The organism is Bradyrhizobium sp. MI1.7 (assembly GCF_055811795.1).
On record NZ_JBVVPO010000021.1, the window covers coordinates 105,197 to 124,458 of the forward strand.

At 64.4% G+C, this 19,262-nt stretch carries 20 protein-coding genes; 16 read left to right on the plus strand and 4 right to left on the minus strand.

All coding sequences use genetic code 11. The annotated features are described in order from the left end of the window. Positions 1-91: 91 nt before the first annotated feature. Positions 92-955 carry an acyl-CoA thioesterase II gene (tesB, locus tag AC0L3X_RS20625; RefSeq protein ID WP_063985977.1) on the plus strand — a complete coding sequence of 288 codons (864 nt, stop codon included), beginning with the start codon at positions 92-94 and terminating at the stop codon, positions 953-955. A 37-nt stretch (positions 956-992) separates the two neighbouring features. Here tesB and AC0L3X_RS20630 read toward each other — a convergent pair whose 3' ends face one another. Continuing rightward, positions 993-1,910, minus strand: coding sequence for a DUF4339 domain-containing protein (locus tag AC0L3X_RS20630; protein WP_473316709.1), 918 nt, complete (start codon positions 1,908-1,910; stop codon positions 993-995). Between the two features lie 239 nt (positions 1,911-2,149). Here AC0L3X_RS20630 and AC0L3X_RS20635 point away from each other — a divergent pair, with 239 nt between their 5' ends. From AC0L3X_RS20635 to xth, 12 genes are all read left to right on the plus strand, one after another. Continuing rightward, entirely contained in the window at positions 2,150-2,488 is a 339-nt protein-coding gene (locus AC0L3X_RS20635; RefSeq protein ID WP_008142802.1) for a P-II family nitrogen regulator, read from the plus strand. Between the two features lie 133 nt (positions 2,489-2,621). Next, positions 2,622-3,923 (plus strand): ammonium transporter, encoded by a 1,302-nt coding sequence (locus AC0L3X_RS20640; RefSeq protein WP_063980296.1) that lies wholly within the window; start codon positions 2,622-2,624, stop codon positions 3,921-3,923. Between the two features lie 43 nt (positions 3,924-3,966). Next, positions 3,967-4,281, plus strand: a complete 315-nt coding sequence (locus tag AC0L3X_RS20645) for an ArsR/SmtB family transcription factor (RefSeq protein ID WP_014490770.1) — start codon at positions 3,967-3,969, stop codon at positions 4,279-4,281. Further along, positions 4,278-4,634 (plus strand): SRPBCC family protein, encoded by a 357-nt coding sequence (locus tag AC0L3X_RS20650; RefSeq protein ID WP_063980295.1) that lies wholly within the window; start codon positions 4,278-4,280, stop codon positions 4,632-4,634. The genes AC0L3X_RS20645 and AC0L3X_RS20650 overlap by 4 nt, the downstream gene beginning before the upstream one ends. A gap of 42 nt (positions 4,635-4,676) precedes the next feature. After that, positions 4,677-5,279 (plus strand): ATP-dependent Clp protease proteolytic subunit, encoded by a 603-nt coding sequence (locus AC0L3X_RS20655; protein ID WP_038932646.1) that lies wholly within the window; start codon positions 4,677-4,679, stop codon positions 5,277-5,279. Between the two features lie 392 nt (positions 5,280-5,671). Further along, entirely contained in the window at positions 5,672-6,010 is a 339-nt protein-coding gene (locus AC0L3X_RS20660) for a P-II family nitrogen regulator (protein ID WP_008142813.1), read from the plus strand. Between the two features lie 37 nt (positions 6,011-6,047). After that, positions 6,048-7,496, plus strand: a complete 1,449-nt coding sequence (locus AC0L3X_RS20665) for an ammonium transporter (protein WP_063980294.1) — start codon at positions 6,048-6,050, stop codon at positions 7,494-7,496. Between the two features lie 216 nt (positions 7,497-7,712). Continuing rightward, positions 7,713-8,117: a GFA family protein gene (locus AC0L3X_RS20670; RefSeq protein ID WP_063980293.1), complete on the plus strand. Its 405-nt coding sequence runs from the start codon at positions 7,713-7,715 to the stop codon at positions 8,115-8,117. 362 nt (positions 8,118-8,479) lie between these two features. Beyond that, positions 8,480-9,694: an aminotransferase class I/II-fold pyridoxal phosphate-dependent enzyme gene (locus AC0L3X_RS20675; protein ID WP_063980292.1), complete on the plus strand. Its 1,215-nt coding sequence runs from the start codon at positions 8,480-8,482 to the stop codon at positions 9,692-9,694. A 9-nt stretch (positions 9,695-9,703) separates the two neighbouring features. Next, on the plus strand, positions 9,704-12,184 hold the full coding sequence (locus AC0L3X_RS20680; RefSeq protein WP_473316710.1) for a DNA translocase FtsK: 2,481 nt from the start codon (positions 9,704-9,706) through the stop codon (positions 12,182-12,184). 150 nt (positions 12,185-12,334) lie between these two features. Next, on the plus strand, positions 12,335-13,087 hold the full coding sequence (locus AC0L3X_RS20685; RefSeq protein ID WP_063980290.1) for an outer membrane lipoprotein carrier protein LolA: 753 nt from the start codon (positions 12,335-12,337) through the stop codon (positions 13,085-13,087). A gap of 201 nt (positions 13,088-13,288) precedes the next feature. Further along, entirely contained in the window at positions 13,289-14,104 is an 816-nt protein-coding gene (gene xth / locus AC0L3X_RS20690; protein ID WP_014490778.1) for an exodeoxyribonuclease III, read from the plus strand. A gap of 14 nt (positions 14,105-14,118) precedes the next feature. Here the strand turns inward: xth and AC0L3X_RS20695 are convergent, their stop codons facing one another. Together AC0L3X_RS20695 and AC0L3X_RS20700 are read right to left on the minus strand one after the other, a co-directional pair. Beyond that, complete coding sequence (locus tag AC0L3X_RS20695; RefSeq protein WP_063980289.1) at positions 14,119-14,565, minus strand: cyclic nucleotide-binding domain-containing protein; 447 nt, start codon at positions 14,563-14,565, stop codon at positions 14,119-14,121. Positions 14,566-14,624: 59 nt separating this feature from the next. After that, positions 14,625-15,311: a response regulator transcription factor gene (locus AC0L3X_RS20700; protein ID WP_007598630.1), complete on the minus strand. Its 687-nt coding sequence runs from the start codon at positions 15,309-15,311 to the stop codon at positions 14,625-14,627. A gap of 204 nt (positions 15,312-15,515) precedes the next feature. Between AC0L3X_RS20700 and AC0L3X_RS20705 the strand changes: the two genes are divergently transcribed. Together AC0L3X_RS20705 and AC0L3X_RS20710 are read left to right on the plus strand one after the other, a co-directional pair. Beyond that, positions 15,516-16,085 (plus strand): L,D-transpeptidase family protein, encoded by a 570-nt coding sequence (locus tag AC0L3X_RS20705; RefSeq protein ID WP_063985976.1) that lies wholly within the window; start codon positions 15,516-15,518, stop codon positions 16,083-16,085. 6 nt (positions 16,086-16,091) lie between these two features. Next, positions 16,092-16,877 (plus strand): 2-keto-4-pentenoate hydratase, encoded by a 786-nt coding sequence (locus AC0L3X_RS20710; protein ID WP_063980288.1) that lies wholly within the window; start codon positions 16,092-16,094, stop codon positions 16,875-16,877. A gap of 182 nt (positions 16,878-17,059) precedes the next feature. On the opposite strand, the gene AC0L3X_RS20715 is transcribed toward AC0L3X_RS20710, so the two are convergent. Continuing rightward, on the minus strand, positions 17,060-17,749 hold the full coding sequence (locus AC0L3X_RS20715) for a YggS family pyridoxal phosphate-dependent enzyme (protein ID WP_063980287.1): 690 nt from the start codon (positions 17,747-17,749) through the stop codon (positions 17,060-17,062). Positions 17,750-17,858: 109 nt separating this feature from the next. Between AC0L3X_RS20715 and AC0L3X_RS20720 the strand changes: the two genes are divergently transcribed. After that, a partial coding sequence (locus AC0L3X_RS20720) for a sensor domain-containing diguanylate cyclase (protein ID WP_473316711.1) occupies positions 17,859-19,262 on the plus strand: 1,404 nt, incomplete at its 3' end.

Sequence of the window (19,262 nt, forward strand, 5' to 3'; positions counted from 1 at the left end):
GAACCCGGAATCCAGAGGTTATCGGCTCGGGATTCCGGGGTCATCGCTGTCGCGATGCCCGGGAATGACGAGATGCTTCGAAAGCACCATCATGTCCAAAGGCCTGATCGACCTGATCTCGATTCTCGACCTCGAACAGCTCGAGGTGAATCTGTTCCGCGGCAACAGCCCGAAGACGGGCTGGCAGCGGGTGTTCGGCGGCCAGGTGATCGGGCAGGCGATGGTTGCGGCCTGCCGCACGGTCGAGGGCCGGCTGCCGCATTCGCTGCATTGCTATTTCATCCTGCCGGGCGATCCGCAGATCCCGATCATCTACCAGGTCGAGCGCCTGCGCGACGGCAAGAGCTATTCGACCCGCCGCGTCACCGCGATCCAGCACGGCAACGCGATCTTCTCGATCATGGTGTCGTTCCACACCGACGAGGAGAGCGCGTTCGATCATCAGGACAAGATGCCCGACGTGCCGCCGCCGGAAAAGCTGACGGCGGAGGAGGTGGCGAAGCAGCCGATGTTCAAGGAGATGCCGGAGTTCATCCGCCGCTACTACGAGTCCGATCGTCCGATCGAGCTGCGCCCGGTCGAGCTCGGCCGTTATTTCGGCCAGAAGATCGAGGACGGCCGCATTCACGTCTGGATCAGGACCGCGGCAAAGCTGCCGGACGATCCGGCGCTGCACATGTGCGCGCTGGCCTATGCCTCGGATTTTTCGCTGCTCGACGCGATCATGGCGCGCTACGGCCGCACGCTGTTCGACAAGCGCATGATGCCCGCGAGCCTCGACCACGCGATGTGGTTTCATCGCCCGTTTCGCGCCGACGAATGGCTGCTCTACGCGCAGGATTCGCCGAACGCACGCGGCGGCCGCGGCTTGACCCGCGGCTCGATCTTCAAGCCCGACGGCACGCTGGTCGCCTCCGTCGCGCAGGAAGGTTCTGTGCGCGAGCGGAAGTCCTAGCGCCCAGGCGCGAGTTCGTCGCGCCTGGGATTTGCGATCAAGCTCCGAGCGACCCGCGCGGAGCGAGCTCGGTCTGCGACGCGAACCAGTTCATGATCCAGCGATACACCCACGGGATCGGGATGATGAGGCTGGACAGGATCGCGGCGACGATGCCGCGCCAGAGAATGCCGAGACCGCTGCCCTTGAACACGATCTCACGGCGCGTGCCTTCGATGCTGCGGCAGAACCAGCGCATCTGCGCCGCGGCGACCCAGGCCCAGCCGATGATCGTGATGATCGAGATCGCGAACAACAGATTCCAGCCGATATAGGCCCAAGCTGAGCCGGAGAAGCTGAGCCCGAGCGGCTGCTCGTTGGAGGCGAGGTTCGCGACCATCCATTTGATCAGCAGCCAGTAGAGCACGATCTGCGCGATGAACAGCAGATTGCTGAGCAGCGCACTGCCGATGACGCCGATCGCGATCGCGATCGCCAGGACGATGAAGCCGAAGAACCAGGGCACCAGCGTCATCGCATTGCCGGTGAAGCTGAGATTGGGCCGGCCGGGCACCTTCACGCAGGACACGATCCATTTCGTGTACCAGACGAACACCCACGGCACCGGAATGATGAGGCACATGCCGATCAGCATCACGATGCTGCGCCAGGTGAACTCGAGGATGCCGAAATCGACCGACAGCGCTCCTCCGCTGCCACCGCCACCACCAGCGTAGCCGGCGCCAGCGTAACCACCGGAGCCCATCATCGGCGGACCGCCGGCCGGCATCATCGGGGGCGCACCGCCACCGCCGATCAGGCCGGGAATTTCGGCGGCCTTCTGCCAGCCGGCCATGCCCTCGGACCACACCAGCGTATCCGGGCGCACAACTCCCTGCGCGACCAGGTCGCGGAATTGCCCTTCCGGATAGGGTCCCTGTTGCTTGCCCTCGGATGCGTAGAACCAACTCGCCATGAAGCGTCCCCCTCAAACATACTTTTGTACCGGCCGGGACGCTTCGGTTCACCGCATCCATGCCAAAAACGCATTGTGAAGGATGAACGGATGCCCTGTACAGAGGCGGCGGTTCACATGGCCAAACGTTTTTCCGCTTCAGTCTGCAAGTTTTTTATGCCATTTGCCCGGAAAGATGCCAGATTGACGCTGCGCCGGGGACATACGGCGTGGCGCATCCCCGGGGAATAGGCCTGACCATGAAACTCGTCGTCGCGATCATCAAACCCTTCAAGCTCGATGAAGTCCGCCAGGCGCTGACCGCGATCGGCGTCCACGGCATGACCGTGACCGAGGTGAAAGGCTACGGCCGCCAGAAGGGTCATACCGAGATCTATCGCGGCGCGGAATATGTCGTGAACTTCCTGCCGAAGCTGCGGATCGAGATCGCGGTCGCCTCCGACGTCGCCGACAAGGCGGTCGCCGTGATCACCGCGACGGCGCGCACCGGGCAGATCGGCGACGGCAAGATCTTCGTCACGCCGATCGACCACGCGCTGCGCATCCGCACCGGCGAAACCGACAGCGACGCGCTTTAAGGCTTTTTGTTTTGACGCGTTTTCTTCACGCGAACCGGTATCCACTTCGCTCGAAAACGCTTTGATCCTTCTTCGATCGCACCGGGCAACGACGCCACAGCGTGCGACGCCAATTGATGCCGGGGGGAATGACATGGCGGGATTGTTGCGCCGCGCAGCTGCTATGGCTGCGCCGCTCGGATTTGTGACGTTCGTTGCGGCGCCCGCATACGCCGCGGGCTCTGAGATCAACACCGCCGACACCGCCTGGATGATCGTCGCCACCGCGCTGGTGCTGATGATGACGATCCCCGGCTTGGCGCTGTTCTATTCCGGCATGGTGCGCAAGAAGAACGTGCTCGCCACCATGGCGCAGAGCCTCGCCGCGGTGACGATGATCTCGATCCTCTGGGTGGCGTTCGGCTATTCGCTCTGCTTCGTCGGCGACGGGCCTTGGATCGGAACGCTCGACCGCTGGTTCCTCGCGGGCATGACGATGGACAGCGTCAACCCGGCGGCGAAGACGATCCCGGAAGCGCTGTTCATGCTGTACCAGATGACCTTTGCCATCATCACGGTGGCGCTGGTCGCGGGCTCGGTCGCCGACCGGATGCGATTCTCCGCCTATCTGGTGTTCTCGGTCGCCTGGTTCATTTTCGTCTACATTCCGCTGGCGCATTGGGTGTGGGGCGGCGGCTTCCTCGCCAGCATGGGCGTGCTGGATTTCGCCGGCGGCCTCGTCGTGCATCTGTCGGCCGGCACCGCCGGCCTCGTCGCCGCCAAGGTGATGGGCCGCCGCCACGGCTACGGCACCGAAAATCTGTCGCCGTTCGATCTGTCGCTCGCGGTGATGGGCACCGGCCTGTTGTGGGTCGGCTGGTTCGGCTTCAACGGCGGCTCGGCGGGCGCAGCCAATTCGCGCGCGGTGCTGGCGATCATCGCGACGCATCTTGCGGCCTGCTCCGGCGCGCTGACCTGGGGCGCGATCGAATGGTCGACCCGGCGCAAGCCGTCGGTGCTCGGCATGATCTCCGGCGCGGTCGCCGGGCTCGGCACGATCACGCCGGCTTCGGGCTTCGTCGCGCCCTGGCATGGCATCGTCATCGGTATTGTCGCCGGCGCCGTCTGCTACTGGGCCTGCACCTGGCTCAAGCACCGCTTCAACTATGACGATTCCCTCGACGTGTTCGGCGTCCACGGCATCGGCGGCCTGACCGGCACGCTGCTGGCCGGCGTGTTCGCGACTTCCGCGATCGGCGGCACCGCCGGCCTGATCGAGGGCCATCCGCAGCAATTGCTGATCCAGCTCTACGGGGTCGCCGTCACCTTCGTCTGGGCGGCCGGCGTGAGTTTCGTCCTGCTCAAGCTGGTCTCCCTGTTCGTGCCCTTGCGCGTATCCCGTGAGCACGAGCTGGAGGGACTGGATATTTCGCAGCACGGAGAAGCGCTTCAGTAATCGGGGGCTTGCGCGACACATAAGCACATGCTTATGTATTGGCATGATCGAAGCCGACATCTTCAAGGCACTGGCCGACCCGACGCGCCGAAAGGTCTTTGAGAAGCTCGCCGGCGGAAGCCTGAATGCCAGCGCTTTGCGCGACGGTTTGGAGATCAGCCAGCCGGCGATGTCGCAGCATCTTTCGGTGCTGCGCGCGGCAGGCCTCGTACGCGAACAGCGGCAGGGCCGCTTCGTGAACTACGAAGTCGACCCGGACGGAATCGTGGCCATCGGCACATGGCTTGCGCGCTACCGTGCCTACTGGCCGAAGCGCATGGAAGCACTCGCCGATCTCCTCAAGGACATGGATCAATGAGCGACGCAGCGAAACCTGATCCCTCCGACGCAAAACTGGTGCTCGAATATGAATTCGACGCGCCGCCAGCAAAGGTCTGGCGCGCCGTCACCATTCCGGCCTTGCGCGAGCGCTGGTTGCCGGATTGCGACCTTGCAGGCGCCGAGCCTGAATCAACGATCGCAGGCGAAGAGGTGCGCTACCGGCTTCGCGATTCAGAGCCGCCGTTTCGCGAGAGCCACGTCATCTTCCGGATCGAGCCGAACGAGGACGGCGGCACGCGCTTCCGCATCATCCAGCAAGCCTGCGAAGAGCGAACAAAGCTGCCGCAGCCGGCCAACAGCAATTGCTGCCTGATGCGCGCGGCGGCTTAAACACCAACAAGACTTCGTCACCTGCAAACATGGAGGTCGCCAATGCGCGACATGCTTCAGCTCGTCCCTATGGTTGTCGAGCAATCCGCCCGCGGCGAGCGATCCTTCGACATCTATTCGCGGCTCCTGCGCGAGCGCATCATCTTCCTCAACGGCGAGGTCAATGATGCGATGTCCGGACTGGTGTGCGCGCAATTGTTGTTCCTGGAGGCGGAGAATCCGAACAGGCCGATCAATCTCTACATCAACTCCTATGGCGGCGTGGTCACCTCTGGTCTCGCCATGTACGACACCATGCAGTTCATCAAGGCGCCGGTTCATACGCTGTGCATGGGCACCGCGCGCTCGATGGGCTCGTTCCTGCTGATGGCCGGCGAGCCAGGTCACCGCGCCGCGCTGCCCAATGCGAGCCTTCACGTGCATCAGCCGCTCGGCGGCTTCCAGGGCCAGGCGTCCGACATCCTGATCCATGCCAACGAAATGCAGGAGACCAAGCGGCGCATCACCCGGCTCTACGCGCAGCATTGCGGGCGCACCGAGGCGGAGGTGGAACGGACCCTGGACCGCGACCACTTCATGACCGCGCAGCAGGGGGTCGAGTGGGGATTGATCGACCGGGTCTTTGCGGAGCGCGAGGCCGCCTGACGATTCAGGCCGGTTGCGCGCATCCCGTGAGCACGCCGAGGGCCGGTTCGATATTTCGCAGGGCGGCGGGGCCCTTTGTCGGGCCCCTTCTGTAATAAAATACCTTCTTGCTGCCCGACACGTGAGCAGCAATTGTGTCGACAGCCTGTCGTGCCCGCTTTTTGATCAGGCGTGACCACGTTTTGAGCGCGACGTATTAGCGCACTGCACCGCAGCACGCGTCAAACGCGAAAACACCCGTTTTCATAGTCCGTTAGGCAACGCGCCCGATCTGGCACGGCATTTGATTCTAAGGGTGCTGGCTGTGCCCGCGTAGTGAACTTCTCCCTCGTGGCGAACCAGTCGAGAAACGCCCGGCCACGTCCGGACCGGGCCAAGCGGGGATAGGACCCATGAAAATTGTTATGGCGATTATCAAGCCATTCAAGCTGGAAGAAGTCCGTGACGCCCTGACCGCCATCGGCGTTCACGGTCTCACGGTGACGGAAGTCAAGGGATATGGCCGCCAGAAAGGCCATACGGAAATCTATCGCGGTGCCGAATACGCCGTGAGCTTCCTGCCCAAGATCAAGATCGAGGTCGCTGTCGCCTCCGACCAGGTCGACAAGACCATCGACGCCATCACGTCCGCCGCGAAAACCGGGCAGATCGGCGACGGCAAGATCTTCGTCATCAACCTCGACCATGCGGTTCGCATCCGCACCGGCGAGGCCGATGCCGCGGCCCTTTGATTTCGCGCTCAACCTTTACCAATCAGGAGTGAATAAAATGACGTTTAAGCGTCCCTATGGCGCGGGATTGGCGGCTCTCGCAGTCGGCATGTTCGCTGCGACCGCGGCCTATGCCGAGCCAACGGTCAACAAGGGAGACAACGCCTGGATGCTGACATCGACAGTGCTCGTGCTGTTGATGACGATCCCCGGCCTCGCGCTGTTCTACGGCGGTCTTGTCCGTTCCAAGAACATGCTCTCCGTGCTGATGCAGGTGTTCTACACCGTCTGCGTCGTCACGGTAATCTGGGCCGTGTACGGCTACAGCCTCACCTTCACCGGCGGCTCCGACTTCATCGGCGGCTTCTCCAAGGCCTTCATGATGGGCGTCACCACCGACTCGAAGGCCGCGACCTTCTCGGTCGACGCCAACATCTCGGAGCTCATCTATATGTGCTTCCAGATGACCTTCGCGGCGATCACGCCGGCCCTCATCGTCGGCGCCTTCGCCGAGCGCATGAAGTTCGCGGCAATCGCGCTCTTCATCCCGCTCTGGGTCACGCTGATCTACTTCCCGATCGCGCACATGGTCTGGTACTGGCCCGGCCCGGACATGATCCAGGACGCTGCCAAGGCACTCGCTGCTGCCACTGATGCGGCTGCGAAGACCGCGGCGCAGGCCAAGCTCGACGAGATCAACGCCGACGCCGGCTGGATCTTCAAGAAGGGCGCGATCGACTTCGCTGGCGGCACCGTGGTGCACATCAACGCCGGCATCGCAGGTCTCGTCGGCGCTCTGCTGATCGGCAAGCGCGTCGGCTACGGCAAGGAGCTGATGGCTCCGCACTCGCTGACCATGTCGATGATCGGCGCCTCGCTGCTCTGGGTCGGCTGGTTCGGCTTCAACGCCGGCTCCAACCTCGAAGCCAACGGCGGCGCAGCCCTCGCCATGACCAACTCCTTCGTCGCCACCGCGGCCGCCGCGCTGTCGTGGATGTTCGCGGAGTGGATCGTGAAGGGTCACCCGTCGGTGCTCGGCGTCATCTCCGGCGCTGTCGCGGGCCTCGTGGCCGTCACGCCTGCCGCCGGCTTCGCCGGCGTGATGGGTGCGATCGTCCTCGGCCTCGTGGTCGGCGTGGTCTGCCTGTTCTTCTGCACCGTCGTGAAGAACGCGCTCGGCTACGACGACAGCCTCGATGTGTTCGGCGTGCACTGCGTCGGCGGCATCGTCGGCGCCCTCGGCACCGGCATCCTCGTCAATCCGGCGCTGGGTGGTGCGGGCATCATCGACTACACCGCGATCCCGCCGAAGGTTGCCGATTACGACTTCGCGGCGCAGATGGTCTCCCAGCTCTGGGGCGTCTGCACCACGCTGGTGTGGTCGGGCATCGGTTCGGCGATCCTCTACAAGGTCGTCGATGTGATCGTTGGCCTCCGCGCCAATGTCGAGACCGAGCGTGAAGGCCTCGATATCACCGAGCACACCGAGCGCGCCTACAACATGTAACTCTCCTCCCGGGCGCGGCCTCCGCGGGGGCCGTGCCCACAACTACGGTTTGGGGCACATACCCGGCAATGTCCCGACCGTTGAGGGGCTCCAGCGCAAGCTGGAGCCCCTTTCTTTTTGCCTTCTTTTGTCCTGCGCGACAAAGAAAGCGATTGCCATTTCAGATTGCCGGCGCAGAAATATCGACCACAACGAAAAACAAACCGGGAGGTCGTCATGCGTTTGGAAGGCGGATGCTATTGCGGCGAAGTGCGCTACGTGGCCGAAGGTGATCCGATGATGCAGGCCCAGTGTCATTGCCGCGAGTGCCAGTACATCTCGGGCGGCGCGCCCAACACCTTCATCGCGATGCCGGCGGCCGGCTTCAGCTACATCACCGGGCAGCCCAAGCAATTCACGCGCAAGGACCTCGAACGCGCCGTCACGCGCGAATTCTGCGCCGAATGCGGCACCCATCTGGTGACCAAGGTTCCGGGCCTGCCGGCGGCGATCCTGAAGGTCGGCACCTTAGACGAGCCCGCGCAGTTCCATCCGCAGATGGCGATCTACACCTGCGACATGCAGGAGTTCCACGCGATCCCGGTGGGCATGAAGACATTCGAGAAGCTGCCGGGGCACTAGGCGCGCCCATATCCGGAAACTCGCCATGCCCGGGCTTGCCCCGCCTGCGCGGCCGAAGCCCGCTTCGGCGAGGCGAAGGCCCGGGCATGAACGTTCTTGGGTACGGTAGAATGGGCCGGGGGATGGCCGGGACAGGCCCGGCCATGACGGGACCCGGGCCCGCCATGCGTCCGCTCTATCCGGCCTCATTATTCCCGCTCCGGACGGACCGGACCTCAAATCCAGGTCACGGAAATGACTCTTGATGGCGCGGAAAGCCGATGGTTAATCGCGTCTTAACCTCGCCCTATCTATGGTGAAGTGAACCGCTTCCCGCCGGCGCCTTGGTGCGACCGGCTGTTCCAAGAGTGCTGGCGTCCAGAATGGCTATAACCGCTTCATCCCGTGCGCCGCAGGACAGTGGAAGCTCCGATAGCGAACGCTCGCCCTTCGTCCGGCTGAACGAGCTGCTGGCACCCCATCAGCCGGGTAAGCCATTGATTACGCTTGCAGTCGGCGAGCCCCAGCATCCCGTGCCTGACTTCGTCGGCCCGGTGCTGGCCAAGCACATCGCCGATTTCGGCCGTTACCCCGCGAACAAGGGCACCGACCCGTTCCGCACGGCAGCGGGCGCCTGGCTGTCGTCGCGCTTCAAGCTGCCGCGGCCGCTCGACCCCGAGAACGAGATTCTCGTCCTCAATGGCAGCCGCGAGGGGCTGTTCCTCGCCGCGATCGCGGCCGCGCGCTATGTCGGCCCGCGCCCCGGCAAGCCCGCCATCCTGATGCCGAACCCGTTCTATCCGGTCTATGGCGCCGGCGCCCGCGCCGCGGCCTGCGAGCCGGTCTACCTGCCGACCACCGTCGAAAACGGCTTTCTGCCCGATCTCGATGCCATCGACGAAGCGACGCTGGCGCGCACGGTGGCGTTCTATCTGGCCTCGCCCGCCAATCCGCAGGGCTCGGTCGCCAAACCCGACTATTTCAGGCGGTTGAAGCAGCTCGCCGACCGCTACGGCTTCGTGATCCTCAGCGACGAGTGCTATTCCGAGATCTACACCCGCGAGGCCCCGGGCAGCGCGCTCGAATGCGCCGGCCCTGATTTCACCCGCGTGGTTGCGTTCCAGTCGCTGTCGAAGCGCTCCAACCTGCCGGGCCTGCGCGTCGGTTTCGCCGCCGGCGACAAGCGATTCATCGGCATGTTCCTCGAGCTGCGCAACATCGCGGCGCCGCAGGTGCCGGTGCCGCTCCAGCATGTCGCGACCGTTGCCTATGGCGACGAGGCGCATGTCGAGGAGAACCGCAGGCTCTACCGGATCAAGTTCGATCTCGCCGACCAGATCATCGGCGATCGTTACGGCTATCGCCGACCTGACGCAGGCTTCTGCGTCTGGCTCAACACGTCCGCGCTCGGCGACGACGTGTCGATCACGCTCAGGCTCTTCAAGGAAGCAGGCGTACGCGTGGTGCCCGGCAGCTATCTGGCGCGGCTCCAGCCCGACGGCTTCAATCCGGGCGCAGGTTTCATTCGCCTTGCGCTGGTGCAGGATGGCGAGACCACGGCGCAGGCGCTGCACCGCCTGGTCGAGACTCTGGGTTAGGCGGGGCCCATGAGCATGTCGGCAATCGAACGTGTCATTCCACTGGTCGGCCATCTGCCACCGTCGATCCGCGAGGGGCTGGCGCGGCGTATGCGCGAGCTCACCGGTTTCGGCCTGATTGCATTGTCCGGCGTCGCCTCGGCCGCGCTGATGACCTGGTCGGTGCAGGATCCAAGCCTCAGCCACGCGACCTCACGGCCGATCCGCAACATTCTCGGCTATGCCGGCGCGATCGGCGCCGACCTTGCGATGCAGATCCTCGGGCTCGGCGCGATTATGCTGGTCCTGACGGTCGCGGTCTGGGGCTGGCGCATGATGACCCATCGCCCGTTCGACCGCGAGGCGCTGCGGCTCGGTTCCTGGACTCTCTGCACCGTGATCGCTGCGGGCTTTGCCAGCTGCTGGCCGCATGGCGGCGCCTGGCCGCTGCCGACCGGCCTCGGCGGCGTGGTCGGCGATGCGCTGGTGCGCGCGCCCGCGGTGATTTTCGGACCGGCGGGCACGATCTATCGCATGGTGCTGGGCACGATCCTGTTCGCCGCGATCGGCGCGACCTTCCTGATCGCCTGCGGCCTCGGCGCGCGCGCGCATGACGACGAGTTCGCGGAGATCGAGGACGACGACAAGCCGCTCGACGAAGACGAGGAGAGCGATCGCGGCTCGGTGTCGCTGGGGTGGCTGTTCCACGCATTGATGAGCACGAAGGCGCGGCTGATCTGGCTGCTCGGCACCGCTTACCGCTCGCTGGTCTCGAGCGGACCGAAGACCAAAGCCGTTGCGTTCAGCCGCCAGGAGCCGAATCTCGGCGGCGGCCGCGCCGCGTCGTCGATCTCGCCGCAGTCCGAAGACGAAATTGACGAGGACGAGCACGAAGAAGAGGAAGACGAGGAGGAGGAAGAGGAGGAGCCGGCCGCGCGCGCGCCGCGCAAGAAGGCTGCACCAAAGGCCGCCTCCAAGAAATCCTCCGACAAGTTCGAGCTTCCGTCCGTGTCCGTGCTGGCCGCGCCCAAGGCGGGCGATCGCCAGCCGCTCAGCAAGGCTGAGCTGGAAGCCAATTCGCGTTCGCTCGAAGGCGTGCTGCAGGATTTCGGCGTGCGCGGCGAGATCGTGAAAGCCAATCCGGGTCCCGTGGTCACACTGTACGAGCTGGAGCCGGCGCCCGGCATCAAGTCATCGCGCGTGATCGGTCTCGCCGACGATATCGCCCGTTCGATGAGCGCGCTGTCGGCACGCGTCGCCGTCGTGCCCGGCCGTAACGCCATCGGCATCGAGCTACCGAATGCGCATCGCGAAAAGGTCTATCTGCGCGAGCTGCTGGTCGCCAAGGAGACTGTCGATTCGGTTGCGAAGCTGCCGCTCTGCCTCGGCAAGACCATCGGCGGCGACCCCGTGATCATCGACCTCGCGCGCACGCCGCACATGCTGATCGCCGGCACCACCGGCTCCGGCAAGTCGGTCGCCATCAACACCATGATCCTCAGCCTGGTCTACCGGCTGCGCCCGGACCAGTGCCGCCTGATCATGGTCGATCCGAAAATGCTCGAACTCTCCGTCTATGACGGCATTCCCCATCTGCTCACGCCTGTTGTGACCGACCCGAAGAAGGCGGTGGTCGCGCTGAAATGGGCCGTGCGCGAGATGGAAGAGCGCTACAAGAACATGGCCAAGCTCGGTGTGCGCAACATCGACGGCTACAATACGCGCCTGCTCGAATTGAAGGCCAAGGGCGAGGAACCGACGCGCACGGTGCACACCGGCTTCGACAAGGAAACCGGCAAGGCGATCTACGAGGAAGAGAAGCTCTCGCTCGACCCGCTGCCCTACATCGTCATCATCGTCGACGAAATGGCCGACCTGATGATGGTCGCCGGCAAGGACATCGAAGGGGCGGTGCAGCGCCTCGCGCAGATGGCGCGCGCCGCCGGCCTGCACGTGATCCTCGCGACGCAGCGTCCGTCGGTCGACGTCATCACCGGCACCATCAAAGCGAACTTCCCGACCCGCATCGCCTTCCAGGTGACGTCCAAGATCGACAGCCGCACCATTTTGGGCGAGATGGGCGCCGAGCAGCTGCTCGGGCAGGGCGACATGCTCTACATGGCGGGCGGCGGCCGCATCAGCCGCGTGCACGGACCTTTCGCGTCGGACGAGGAAGTCGAGAAGGTGGTGCGTCACCTCAAGACGCAGGGCCAGCCCGAATACCTCGAGGCCGTCACGGCCGAAGAGCCGACCGAGGACGAGGACGGTGGCGCCGTGTTCGACGCCAGCGGCATGGGAGCGGATGGCGGCGGCGATCTCTTCCAACAGGCCGTGGCCATCGTCAAACGCGACCGCAAGGCCTCGACCAGCTACATCCAGCGCCGGCTCCAGATCGGCTATAACCGCGCCGCTTCGCTGATGGAGCGCATGGAACTCGAGGGCATCGTCGGACCCGCCAACCACGCCGGAAAGCGCGAGATTCTGGTCGAGGAAGAAGATAGCCATATGTGAGGCGAGCCGCCTCTGAACATAATTTCACGCAAAATCGATATCTGCAGTAGCGAAATCACGCTAAAAGGGCGCCCAGCCACACAGGACGACGCGTTGATCAGACATCCGGACATTCGATTCGCTGCCACCATCGCTGCGCGAAGCGCGCGCATGGCCGGTGTGCTTCTCGTCACCGCCGCGATGGTGACCGCGGCGTCGTTCGCGCAGACCGTGCCTGTGCCGAAGCCCGCGCCGAAGGGCCGCGATGGCGGTTCGGCCGGTGGGCCCGCCGTCACCGGCGCGACCCAGACGCCGCCGAACCCGGTCATCCCGGATCCGCGCCGCAACGTGCCGACCAGCATCTTCCAGACGTTTGACGCCAACCAGAAGGCGCAGGCGGCCAAGGTCAGCGCCTATCTGTCCTCGTTGTCGACGCTGGTTGGAAATTTCGTCCAGGTCGGCCCCGACGGCAGCAAGACGCAGGGCGACTTCTACATCCAGAAGCCCGGCAAGGTGCGCTTCGAATATGACGCGCCGAGCCCGATCGACATCGTCGCCGACGGATCCTCGCTGGTGGTGCGCGACCGCAAGCTCGCGACCCAGGACGTCTATCCGCTGTCGCAGACGCCGCTGCGCTTCCTGCTGTCCGATCGCATCGACCTGATGAAGGACACCAACGTCGTCAACGTCTCGGCCGACGACGTCTTCGTCAGCGTCACGATCGAGGAGAAGCAGGCGCTGGTCGGCACCAGCCGCCTCCTGCTGATGTTCGGCGCCAAGGACGGCCAGTTGAAGCAGTGGACCGTCACCGACCCGCAGGGCTACGACACCACGATCGCGGTCTACAATCTCGATGCGGGCAAGAAGCTTGATCCTGCCATGTTCAAGATCGATTTCACCAATTACGGCCCATCGCCGGGTTGAAAGCTCTACTGCCGTAGGGTGGGCAAAGGCGCAAAGCGCCGTGCCCACGTCTTTTCGGGGGTGGGTGCAAGGTTCGTTGCGAGCCCTCGTAGGGTGGGCAAAGCGAAGCGTGCCCACCAATGCCTGCCGCAAGGAGAGATGGTGGGCACGGCGCTTTGCGCCTTTGCCCACCCTACGAGAGCTTGCTAAGACGCAGGCCTCATGCGTCTTTCCCTGACAACCTGGAACATCAACTCGGTGCGGCTGCGCATCGACTTGGTCGCGAAGTTTCTCAAGAGCGCGCGGCCGGACGTGCTGTGCCTCCAGGAGACCAAGTGCATCGACGATGCCTTTCCCCTGAAGCGTTTCAAGCGGCTCGGCTATGAGCATGTCGCGCTGAACGGGCAGAAGGGTTATCACGGCGTCGCCATCGTCTCGAAGATCCCGTTCGAATCGAAAGACATCCGCACCTTCTGCGACAAGGTGGATTCGCGCCACATCTCGGTCTCGTTCGGCGAGAAGGCCAGCATCGCAAAGCCGCTGGTGCTGCATAATTTCTACGTGCCCGCCGGCGGCGACATTCCCGATCCCGCGCTGAACGAGAAATTCGACCACAAGCTTCGCTTCCTCGACGAGATGAAGGCCTGCGAGCCGCTGCATCCGCGCGGGGAGGATCGCCACATCCTGGTCGGCGATCTCAACGTCGCGCCGCACGAGAACGACGTCTGGTCGCACAAGCAGCTTCTGAAAGTGGTTTCGCATACACCTGTGGAGACAGAGAAGTTGCAAGCCGCGCTGGCAGCCGGTGAGTGGGTCGACGTCGCGCGCGAGCGTTTTCCGATGTCGGAGAAGGTCTATACGTGGTGGAGCTATCGTTCCGCGGACTGGACCGTCGGTGATCGCGGCCGCAGGCTCGACCACATCTGGGTCTCGCGCGCATTGAAGGACGCGGTCAGCGATTTCAAGATCCTGCGCGACGCGCGGAGCTGGGAGCGCCCGTCGGACCACGTGCCGGTGACGGTGACGCTGGAGGTGTAGCGGCGCCGTCCGGGCTACGACGACGTCAGCTTCGCGCCCGCCATCAGGATATCGCTCGCGATCTGGCTGGAGCGCACCGCGAATTCGTCACGCAGGCGCACCGCAGCCGCGGGGTCACTCTCGAGCACACGTTGAAACAGGCTGCGCGCGACGCGGATGACGGAGGCGTGCTCCAGCGCGACCGCGCTCGATGGCCGCTTCATCGGCACCACCAGCGCGAGCTCGCCGATCAGCGCACCGGGACCTGCGATCATCTCCGCGCCGGCGCCGTCGTCGACCCGAAAGGCGCCGCGTTGAACCACGTATCCGGCATCGGCGTCGTCGCCGAGATTGAAGAGGACGTCGCCGCGAACGAAATTACGCTGCTCGGAGCCGATCGCCAGCATGCGCAACGACGCGTCTCCCAACAAGCGCAGTGTCGGGACACGCTCGAGAAGCGCTACGTCGTCGTCGATTGACATTCAGGTCCGGGGCTCAAAGGGCATGCGATCTAAAACGATTCGCACGCCCCTAAAGCGTATCACGGCACCAGCTTGTAGCCACCGGCTTCCGTGACCAGGATCTCCGGATTGGCGGCGTCCTTCTCGATCTTCTGGCGGAGGCGGTAGATGTGCGTTTCCAGCGTGTGGGTGGTGACGCCGGAATTATAGCCCCAGACCTCCTGGAGCAGGGTCTCGCGCGAGACCGGCATCTGGCCGGCCCGGTAGAGGAAGCGGAGGATGGCGGTTTCCTTCTCGGTGAGCCGGACCTTGCGGGCATTGGCCGCGGTCAGCATCTTCGAGCCCGGGCGGAAGGAGTAGGGGCCGACCGAGAACACCGCGTCCTCGCTCGCCTCGTGCTGGCGGAGCTGGGCGCGGATGCGGGCCAGCAGCACGGCGAAACGGAAGGGTTTTGCGACGTAGTCGTTGGCGCCGGATTCCAGCCCCAAAATCGTGTCGGAATCGGTGTCATGCCCGGTGAGCATGATGATCGGGGCCTTGAAGCCGCCCTTGCGCAAGGAACGAACCACCTCGCGGCCATCGGTGTCGGGCAGGCCGACATCCATCAGGACGAGATCGGGGGCATTGGCCTTCGCGGCGCTCGCGCCCTTGGCCCCGGTATCGACGGCGGAGGCCTCAAATTCTTCGTGCAGCGATAATTGCTCCACCAACGTATCGCGCAGATCGGTATCGTCATCCACGATGAGGATCTTGCGGGCATTGGCCATAGGGGGTCATCCTTTTGGAGTCCGGCTCGGCGCGCATGCATGCTGCACCCAGCCGCGAGGGAAAGTTAGGGGGGTCGCCGTTATTATTGTTGTTCGTGTTGAAGTAGTGGGCTGTTACCGATTCACAAGCCAGAAGCACTCTAACTCAAAATCTCAGGCCGTTTTGATGAATGTCCTGTAATGAATTCGACATCGCACGTTCACATGAAAAGCAAAGCGGATTCAGCTAGTTACCCAAAGAATCGAAGCTCCGGACCGCTTCAAGCGATCCGCGTTAAACCTGCTGCCGGGAATCCGCGCCGTGGCTGGCTGACGGCCGGCGCGCTGACGATCCCGGTGGCGCTGGGGCGGGGCGGAATCCTGGCAAACAAGCGCGAGGGCGATGGCGGCACCCCGCGGGGCAGCTTCCGTCCCAGGCAATTGTGGTGGCGGGGCGACCGTCACAGCCGTCCGCGGACCTTTCTTCCGGCCCGGACCATCGGCGACACGGACGCCTGGTGCGAGGACGCCGGAGATCGCCACTACAATCAGGCGATCCGGCTCGGACCGGAGCAGGGCGGTGACCGTCTCAAGCGGACCGACCATCTCTATGACTTCATCATCGAAATCGACCACAACACCAGACCGCGCGTCGCCGGCCGCGGCAGTGCGGTGTTTTTGCATCTGGCGCGCGACAATTTCGGGCCGACCGCAGGCTGCGTCTCGATGACCAAAGCGGCGATGCTGCAATTGCTGCGGCGCCTGGGACCAAGAACCAGAATCATCATCGGGTGAGGGCACATGCTCGACAAGGATCAGATCGCCGCCGCATCGCAGGTCCTGGTCAAACATTGGCGCGACGGCACCAAGTTTGACGCGCTGGAGCCGCGGTTGCGGCCGCAGAGCCGCGCTGATGGCTATGCCATCCAGGCCGCCCTCGAAAACCAATCACTTGGAACACTGTTCGGTTGGAAGATCGCGGCGACAAGCGAGGCCGGACAAAAGCACATCAACGTCGCGGGACCGCTGGCCGGCCGCATCATGAGCGACACCGTGATCGCCGACGGCGGCACGGCGTCGATGAAGGGCAACGAGATGCGCGTCGGCGAGCCGGAGTTCGCCTTCCGCATGGGCCGCGATCTGCCGCCGCGCGCGACGCCGTACAGTGTCGACGACGTGCTCGCCGCCGTCGACACCTTGCATCCCGCGATCGAGATTCCCGACTCGCGCTTTGGCGATTTCGCCGGCGCCGGCGAGGCACAGCTCATCGCCGACAATGCCTGCGCGCATCTGTTCGTGCTGGGCGCCGCGACGACTGCGAACTGGCGCGCCATGGATCTCGTCGAGGAGCGGCCGCAGATCACGCTGCGCGGCCAGCGCTATCTCGGCCACGGCAAGAACGTGCTCGGCGATCCCCGTGTTGCCTTGGCCTGGCTTGCCAACGAGCTGCGCGGGCTCGGCATCACCTTGCGGGCAGGGGAGGTGGTGACGACAGGCACGTGCCATCCGCCGCTGCCGATCCAGGCCGGCGATCATTTCGCGGTGGATTTTGGTGTGCTGGGGCAGGTGTCGGTGGGGTTTGCGTAACCACCGCACACACCGCCGTCGTCCCTGCGGACGCAGGGACCCATAACCCCAGGGAGAAGTTTGGCGAAGACTGGCAGTTACCTCACTTTCGCCGGTACGAAGACCACCCACCAATCAGAGATCACGCGGTATGGGTCCCTGCGCCCCGTGCGCAATTGCGCACTAGGCAGGGACGACAGCAACTACCGGTGCCCGAAGATCGCGCTCCCAACGCGCACATGGGTGGCGCCGAGCATGATCGCGGTGGCGAAGTCCGCGCTCATGCCCATCGAGAGATTCTTCAAGCCATTGCGCGCCGCGATCTTGGCGGTCAGCGCGAAATGCGCCGCCGGCGGCTCGTCGACCGGCGGGATGCACATCAGGCCGGAGATCGTCAGCCCATAGCTGTCGCGGCAGCTCGCGATGAAGGCATCGGCCTCGCCGGGAGCGATGCCGGCCTTCTGCGGCTCCTCGCCGATGTTGATCTGGACGAACAGCTCCGGGTGCCTGTTCTGGGATTCGATTTCCTTGGCTAACGCCTGGCAAATGCTCGGGCGGTCAACCGAATGGATGGCATCGAACAGCGCCACCGCCTCCTTCGCCTTGTTGGACTGCAGCGGCCCGATCAGATGCAGCGCGATGCCGGAATAAGCGGACGTTAACGCCGGCCACTTGCCTTTGGCCTCCTGCACCCGATTTTCGCCGAATACGCGCTGTCCGCCGTCGATGACCGGGATAATTGCATCCGCGGCGAACGTCTTGGACACCGCGATCAGCGTCACGGAGGCGCGACTGCGCCGCGCTTCCTTGCAGGCGCGGGCAATTTCGGCTTCGACCGCGGCGAGCGCGTTTGGTGAATGGCCGGTTACCGGCGCGGCGTTGGTTTCGGTCATGACGTCGGTTCGGACTGGATTGTTGCGGAGCTAGTTCTAATTTTACCGAGTTCAAGAAAGAGTTTTTGAACCCTTCGCTTTACCTTGGCCGATGGGGTGGGCAGCGAAGATGGCAAACGTCAGTTTCAACCGCAAACGAGTGAAACTCAAGCAGGTTCTCGGAATCCGGGCACGGCTTGCGTTGCTCGCGGTGATTCTGGTGACGCCTTTGATGTTCGAGCGCATCCGTTCGCTCGAGGACACGCGCGCGCGGCAGATCGCGCAGGCCGCGACCGAATTCACCACCGTTGCAAGACACAGCGCCGATGCGCAGCGCGAAGTGATCTCGTCGGTCGAAACCATCCTGAAATCTGAAGCCTTCATCCGCGCCTCCGCCGGCGGCATCAGCAAGAGCTGCGACGTGCTGCGCGCGAGCCTGCCGTCGAACCTTCCCTGGATCCGCACGCTGTTGATCGCCGGCCAGGACGGACGCATCCAGTGCGCCACCAACAACATGTATGTCGGCCTCGACCTCAGCGACCGGCCATACTTCCAGCAGGCGCAGGAAACCGGCCGCTTCGTGCTGAGCGACTTCATCCTGTCGCGGCCTGTGCCGTCGCCGACCGTCATGGCGGTTTATCCGGTGTCGGCCTTCAGCGGCGTGGCGGATGCCGTCGTGCTCGCCACCGTCAACCTCGACTGGATGTCGAAGGTCATGAGCAATCTCGGCGGCCGCGCCGGCATCACCGCCGTGCTGGTCGACAGCGCCGGCACCGTGCTCGCCGCGCCGGCTGATCAGCACAGCGCAATCGGCCGTCCGCTCGACAACATGCCGCTGATGTCGGCGATCGCCGACAGGGCGCTGCGTTCGGACCAGGACGAGGGCTCACTCTCTTTCCTCGCCGCTGACGGCTCCCGCCGCGCGGTGAGCTATATCCGCATCGCCGGCACCAACGCCCGCCTGATTGCCAGCATCGACGAGGACAAGGTGTCCGCGGCGGTCAGCCGCGACATCCGCACCGCCTATCTCCAGCTCGCGTTCGTCGTCCTGTTCGTCCTACTCGGCGCGCTGATCGCCGCCGAGAAGCTCGTGATCAAGCCGATCGAGATGCTGGCCGACATGGCCAAGCGCCTCGGCGAAGGCGACCTCTCGGCCCGCGCCGCGCGCAACCGTCTGCCGGCCGAGTTCGTGCCGCTGGCCCGCGCCTTCAACGCGATGGCCGCGCAGCTCAGCCAGCGCGAGCGCGAGCTGATCGCGAGCAACGACCGCCTGACCGTGATGGCCTCGATCGACATGCTGTCGGGGCTGGCCAATCGCCGCGGCTTCCAGAGCCGGCTCGACTTCGAATGGATGCGCGCGCAGCAGTATGACAGCGAGCTTGCGCTCCTGATGATCGACGTCGACCACTTCAAGCTGTTCAACGACACCTACGGCCATCTCGAAGGCGATTCCTGCCTGACCCGGCTCGGCGAATCCTTGTCCGGCATCGCCGCCGACACGATGGGCTTTGCGGCCCGCTATGGCGGCGAGGAG

Coding starts and splice junctions, on each gene's coding strand:
- AC0L3X_RS20640 (WP_063980296.1), top strand. CDS start 2,622: ATGGCGGGATTGTTGCGCCGCGCAGCTGCTATGGCTGCGCCGCTCGGA.
- AC0L3X_RS20670 (WP_063980293.1), top strand. CDS start 7,713: ATGCGTTTGGAAGGCGGATGCTATTGCGGCGAAGTGCGCTACGTGGCC.
- AC0L3X_RS20710 (WP_063980288.1), top strand. CDS start 16,092: ATGCTCGACAAGGATCAGATCGCCGCCGCATCGCAGGTCCTGGTCAAA.
- AC0L3X_RS20705 (WP_063985976.1), top strand. CDS start 15,516: ATGAAAAGCAAAGCGGATTCAGCTAGTTACCCAAAGAATCGAAGCTCC.
- AC0L3X_RS20685 (WP_063980290.1), top strand. CDS start 12,335: ATGGCCGGTGTGCTTCTCGTCACCGCCGCGATGGTGACCGCGGCGTCG.
- AC0L3X_RS20665 (WP_063980294.1), top strand. CDS start 6,048: ATGACGTTTAAGCGTCCCTATGGCGCGGGATTGGCGGCTCTCGCAGTC.
- xth (WP_014490778.1), top strand. CDS start 13,289: ATGCGTCTTTCCCTGACAACCTGGAACATCAACTCGGTGCGGCTGCGC.
- AC0L3X_RS20635 (WP_008142802.1), top strand. CDS start 2,150: ATGAAACTCGTCGTCGCGATCATCAAACCCTTCAAGCTCGATGAAGTC.
- AC0L3X_RS20700 (WP_007598630.1), bottom strand. CDS start 15,311: ATGGCCAATGCCCGCAAGATCCTCATCGTGGATGACGATACCGATCTG.
- AC0L3X_RS20675 (WP_063980292.1), top strand. CDS start 8,480: ATGGCTATAACCGCTTCATCCCGTGCGCCGCAGGACAGTGGAAGCTCC.
- AC0L3X_RS20660 (WP_008142813.1), top strand. CDS start 5,672: ATGAAAATTGTTATGGCGATTATCAAGCCATTCAAGCTGGAAGAAGTC.
- AC0L3X_RS20695 (WP_063980289.1), bottom strand. CDS start 14,565: ATGTCAATCGACGACGACGTAGCGCTTCTCGAGCGTGTCCCGACACTG.
- AC0L3X_RS20680 (WP_473316710.1), top strand. CDS start 9,704: ATGAGCATGTCGGCAATCGAACGTGTCATTCCACTGGTCGGCCATCTG.
- AC0L3X_RS20645 (WP_014490770.1), top strand. CDS start 3,967: ATGATCGAAGCCGACATCTTCAAGGCACTGGCCGACCCGACGCGCCGA.
- tesB (WP_063985977.1), top strand. CDS start 92: ATGTCCAAAGGCCTGATCGACCTGATCTCGATTCTCGACCTCGAACAG.
- AC0L3X_RS20655 (WP_038932646.1), top strand. CDS start 4,677: ATGCGCGACATGCTTCAGCTCGTCCCTATGGTTGTCGAGCAATCCGCC.
- AC0L3X_RS20630 (WP_473316709.1), bottom strand. CDS start 1,910: ATGGCGAGTTGGTTCTACGCATCCGAGGGCAAGCAACAGGGACCCTAT.
- AC0L3X_RS20715 (WP_063980287.1), bottom strand. CDS start 17,749: ATGACCGAAACCAACGCCGCGCCGGTAACCGGCCATTCACCAAACGCG.
- AC0L3X_RS20650 (WP_063980295.1), top strand. CDS start 4,278: ATGAGCGACGCAGCGAAACCTGATCCCTCCGACGCAAAACTGGTGCTC.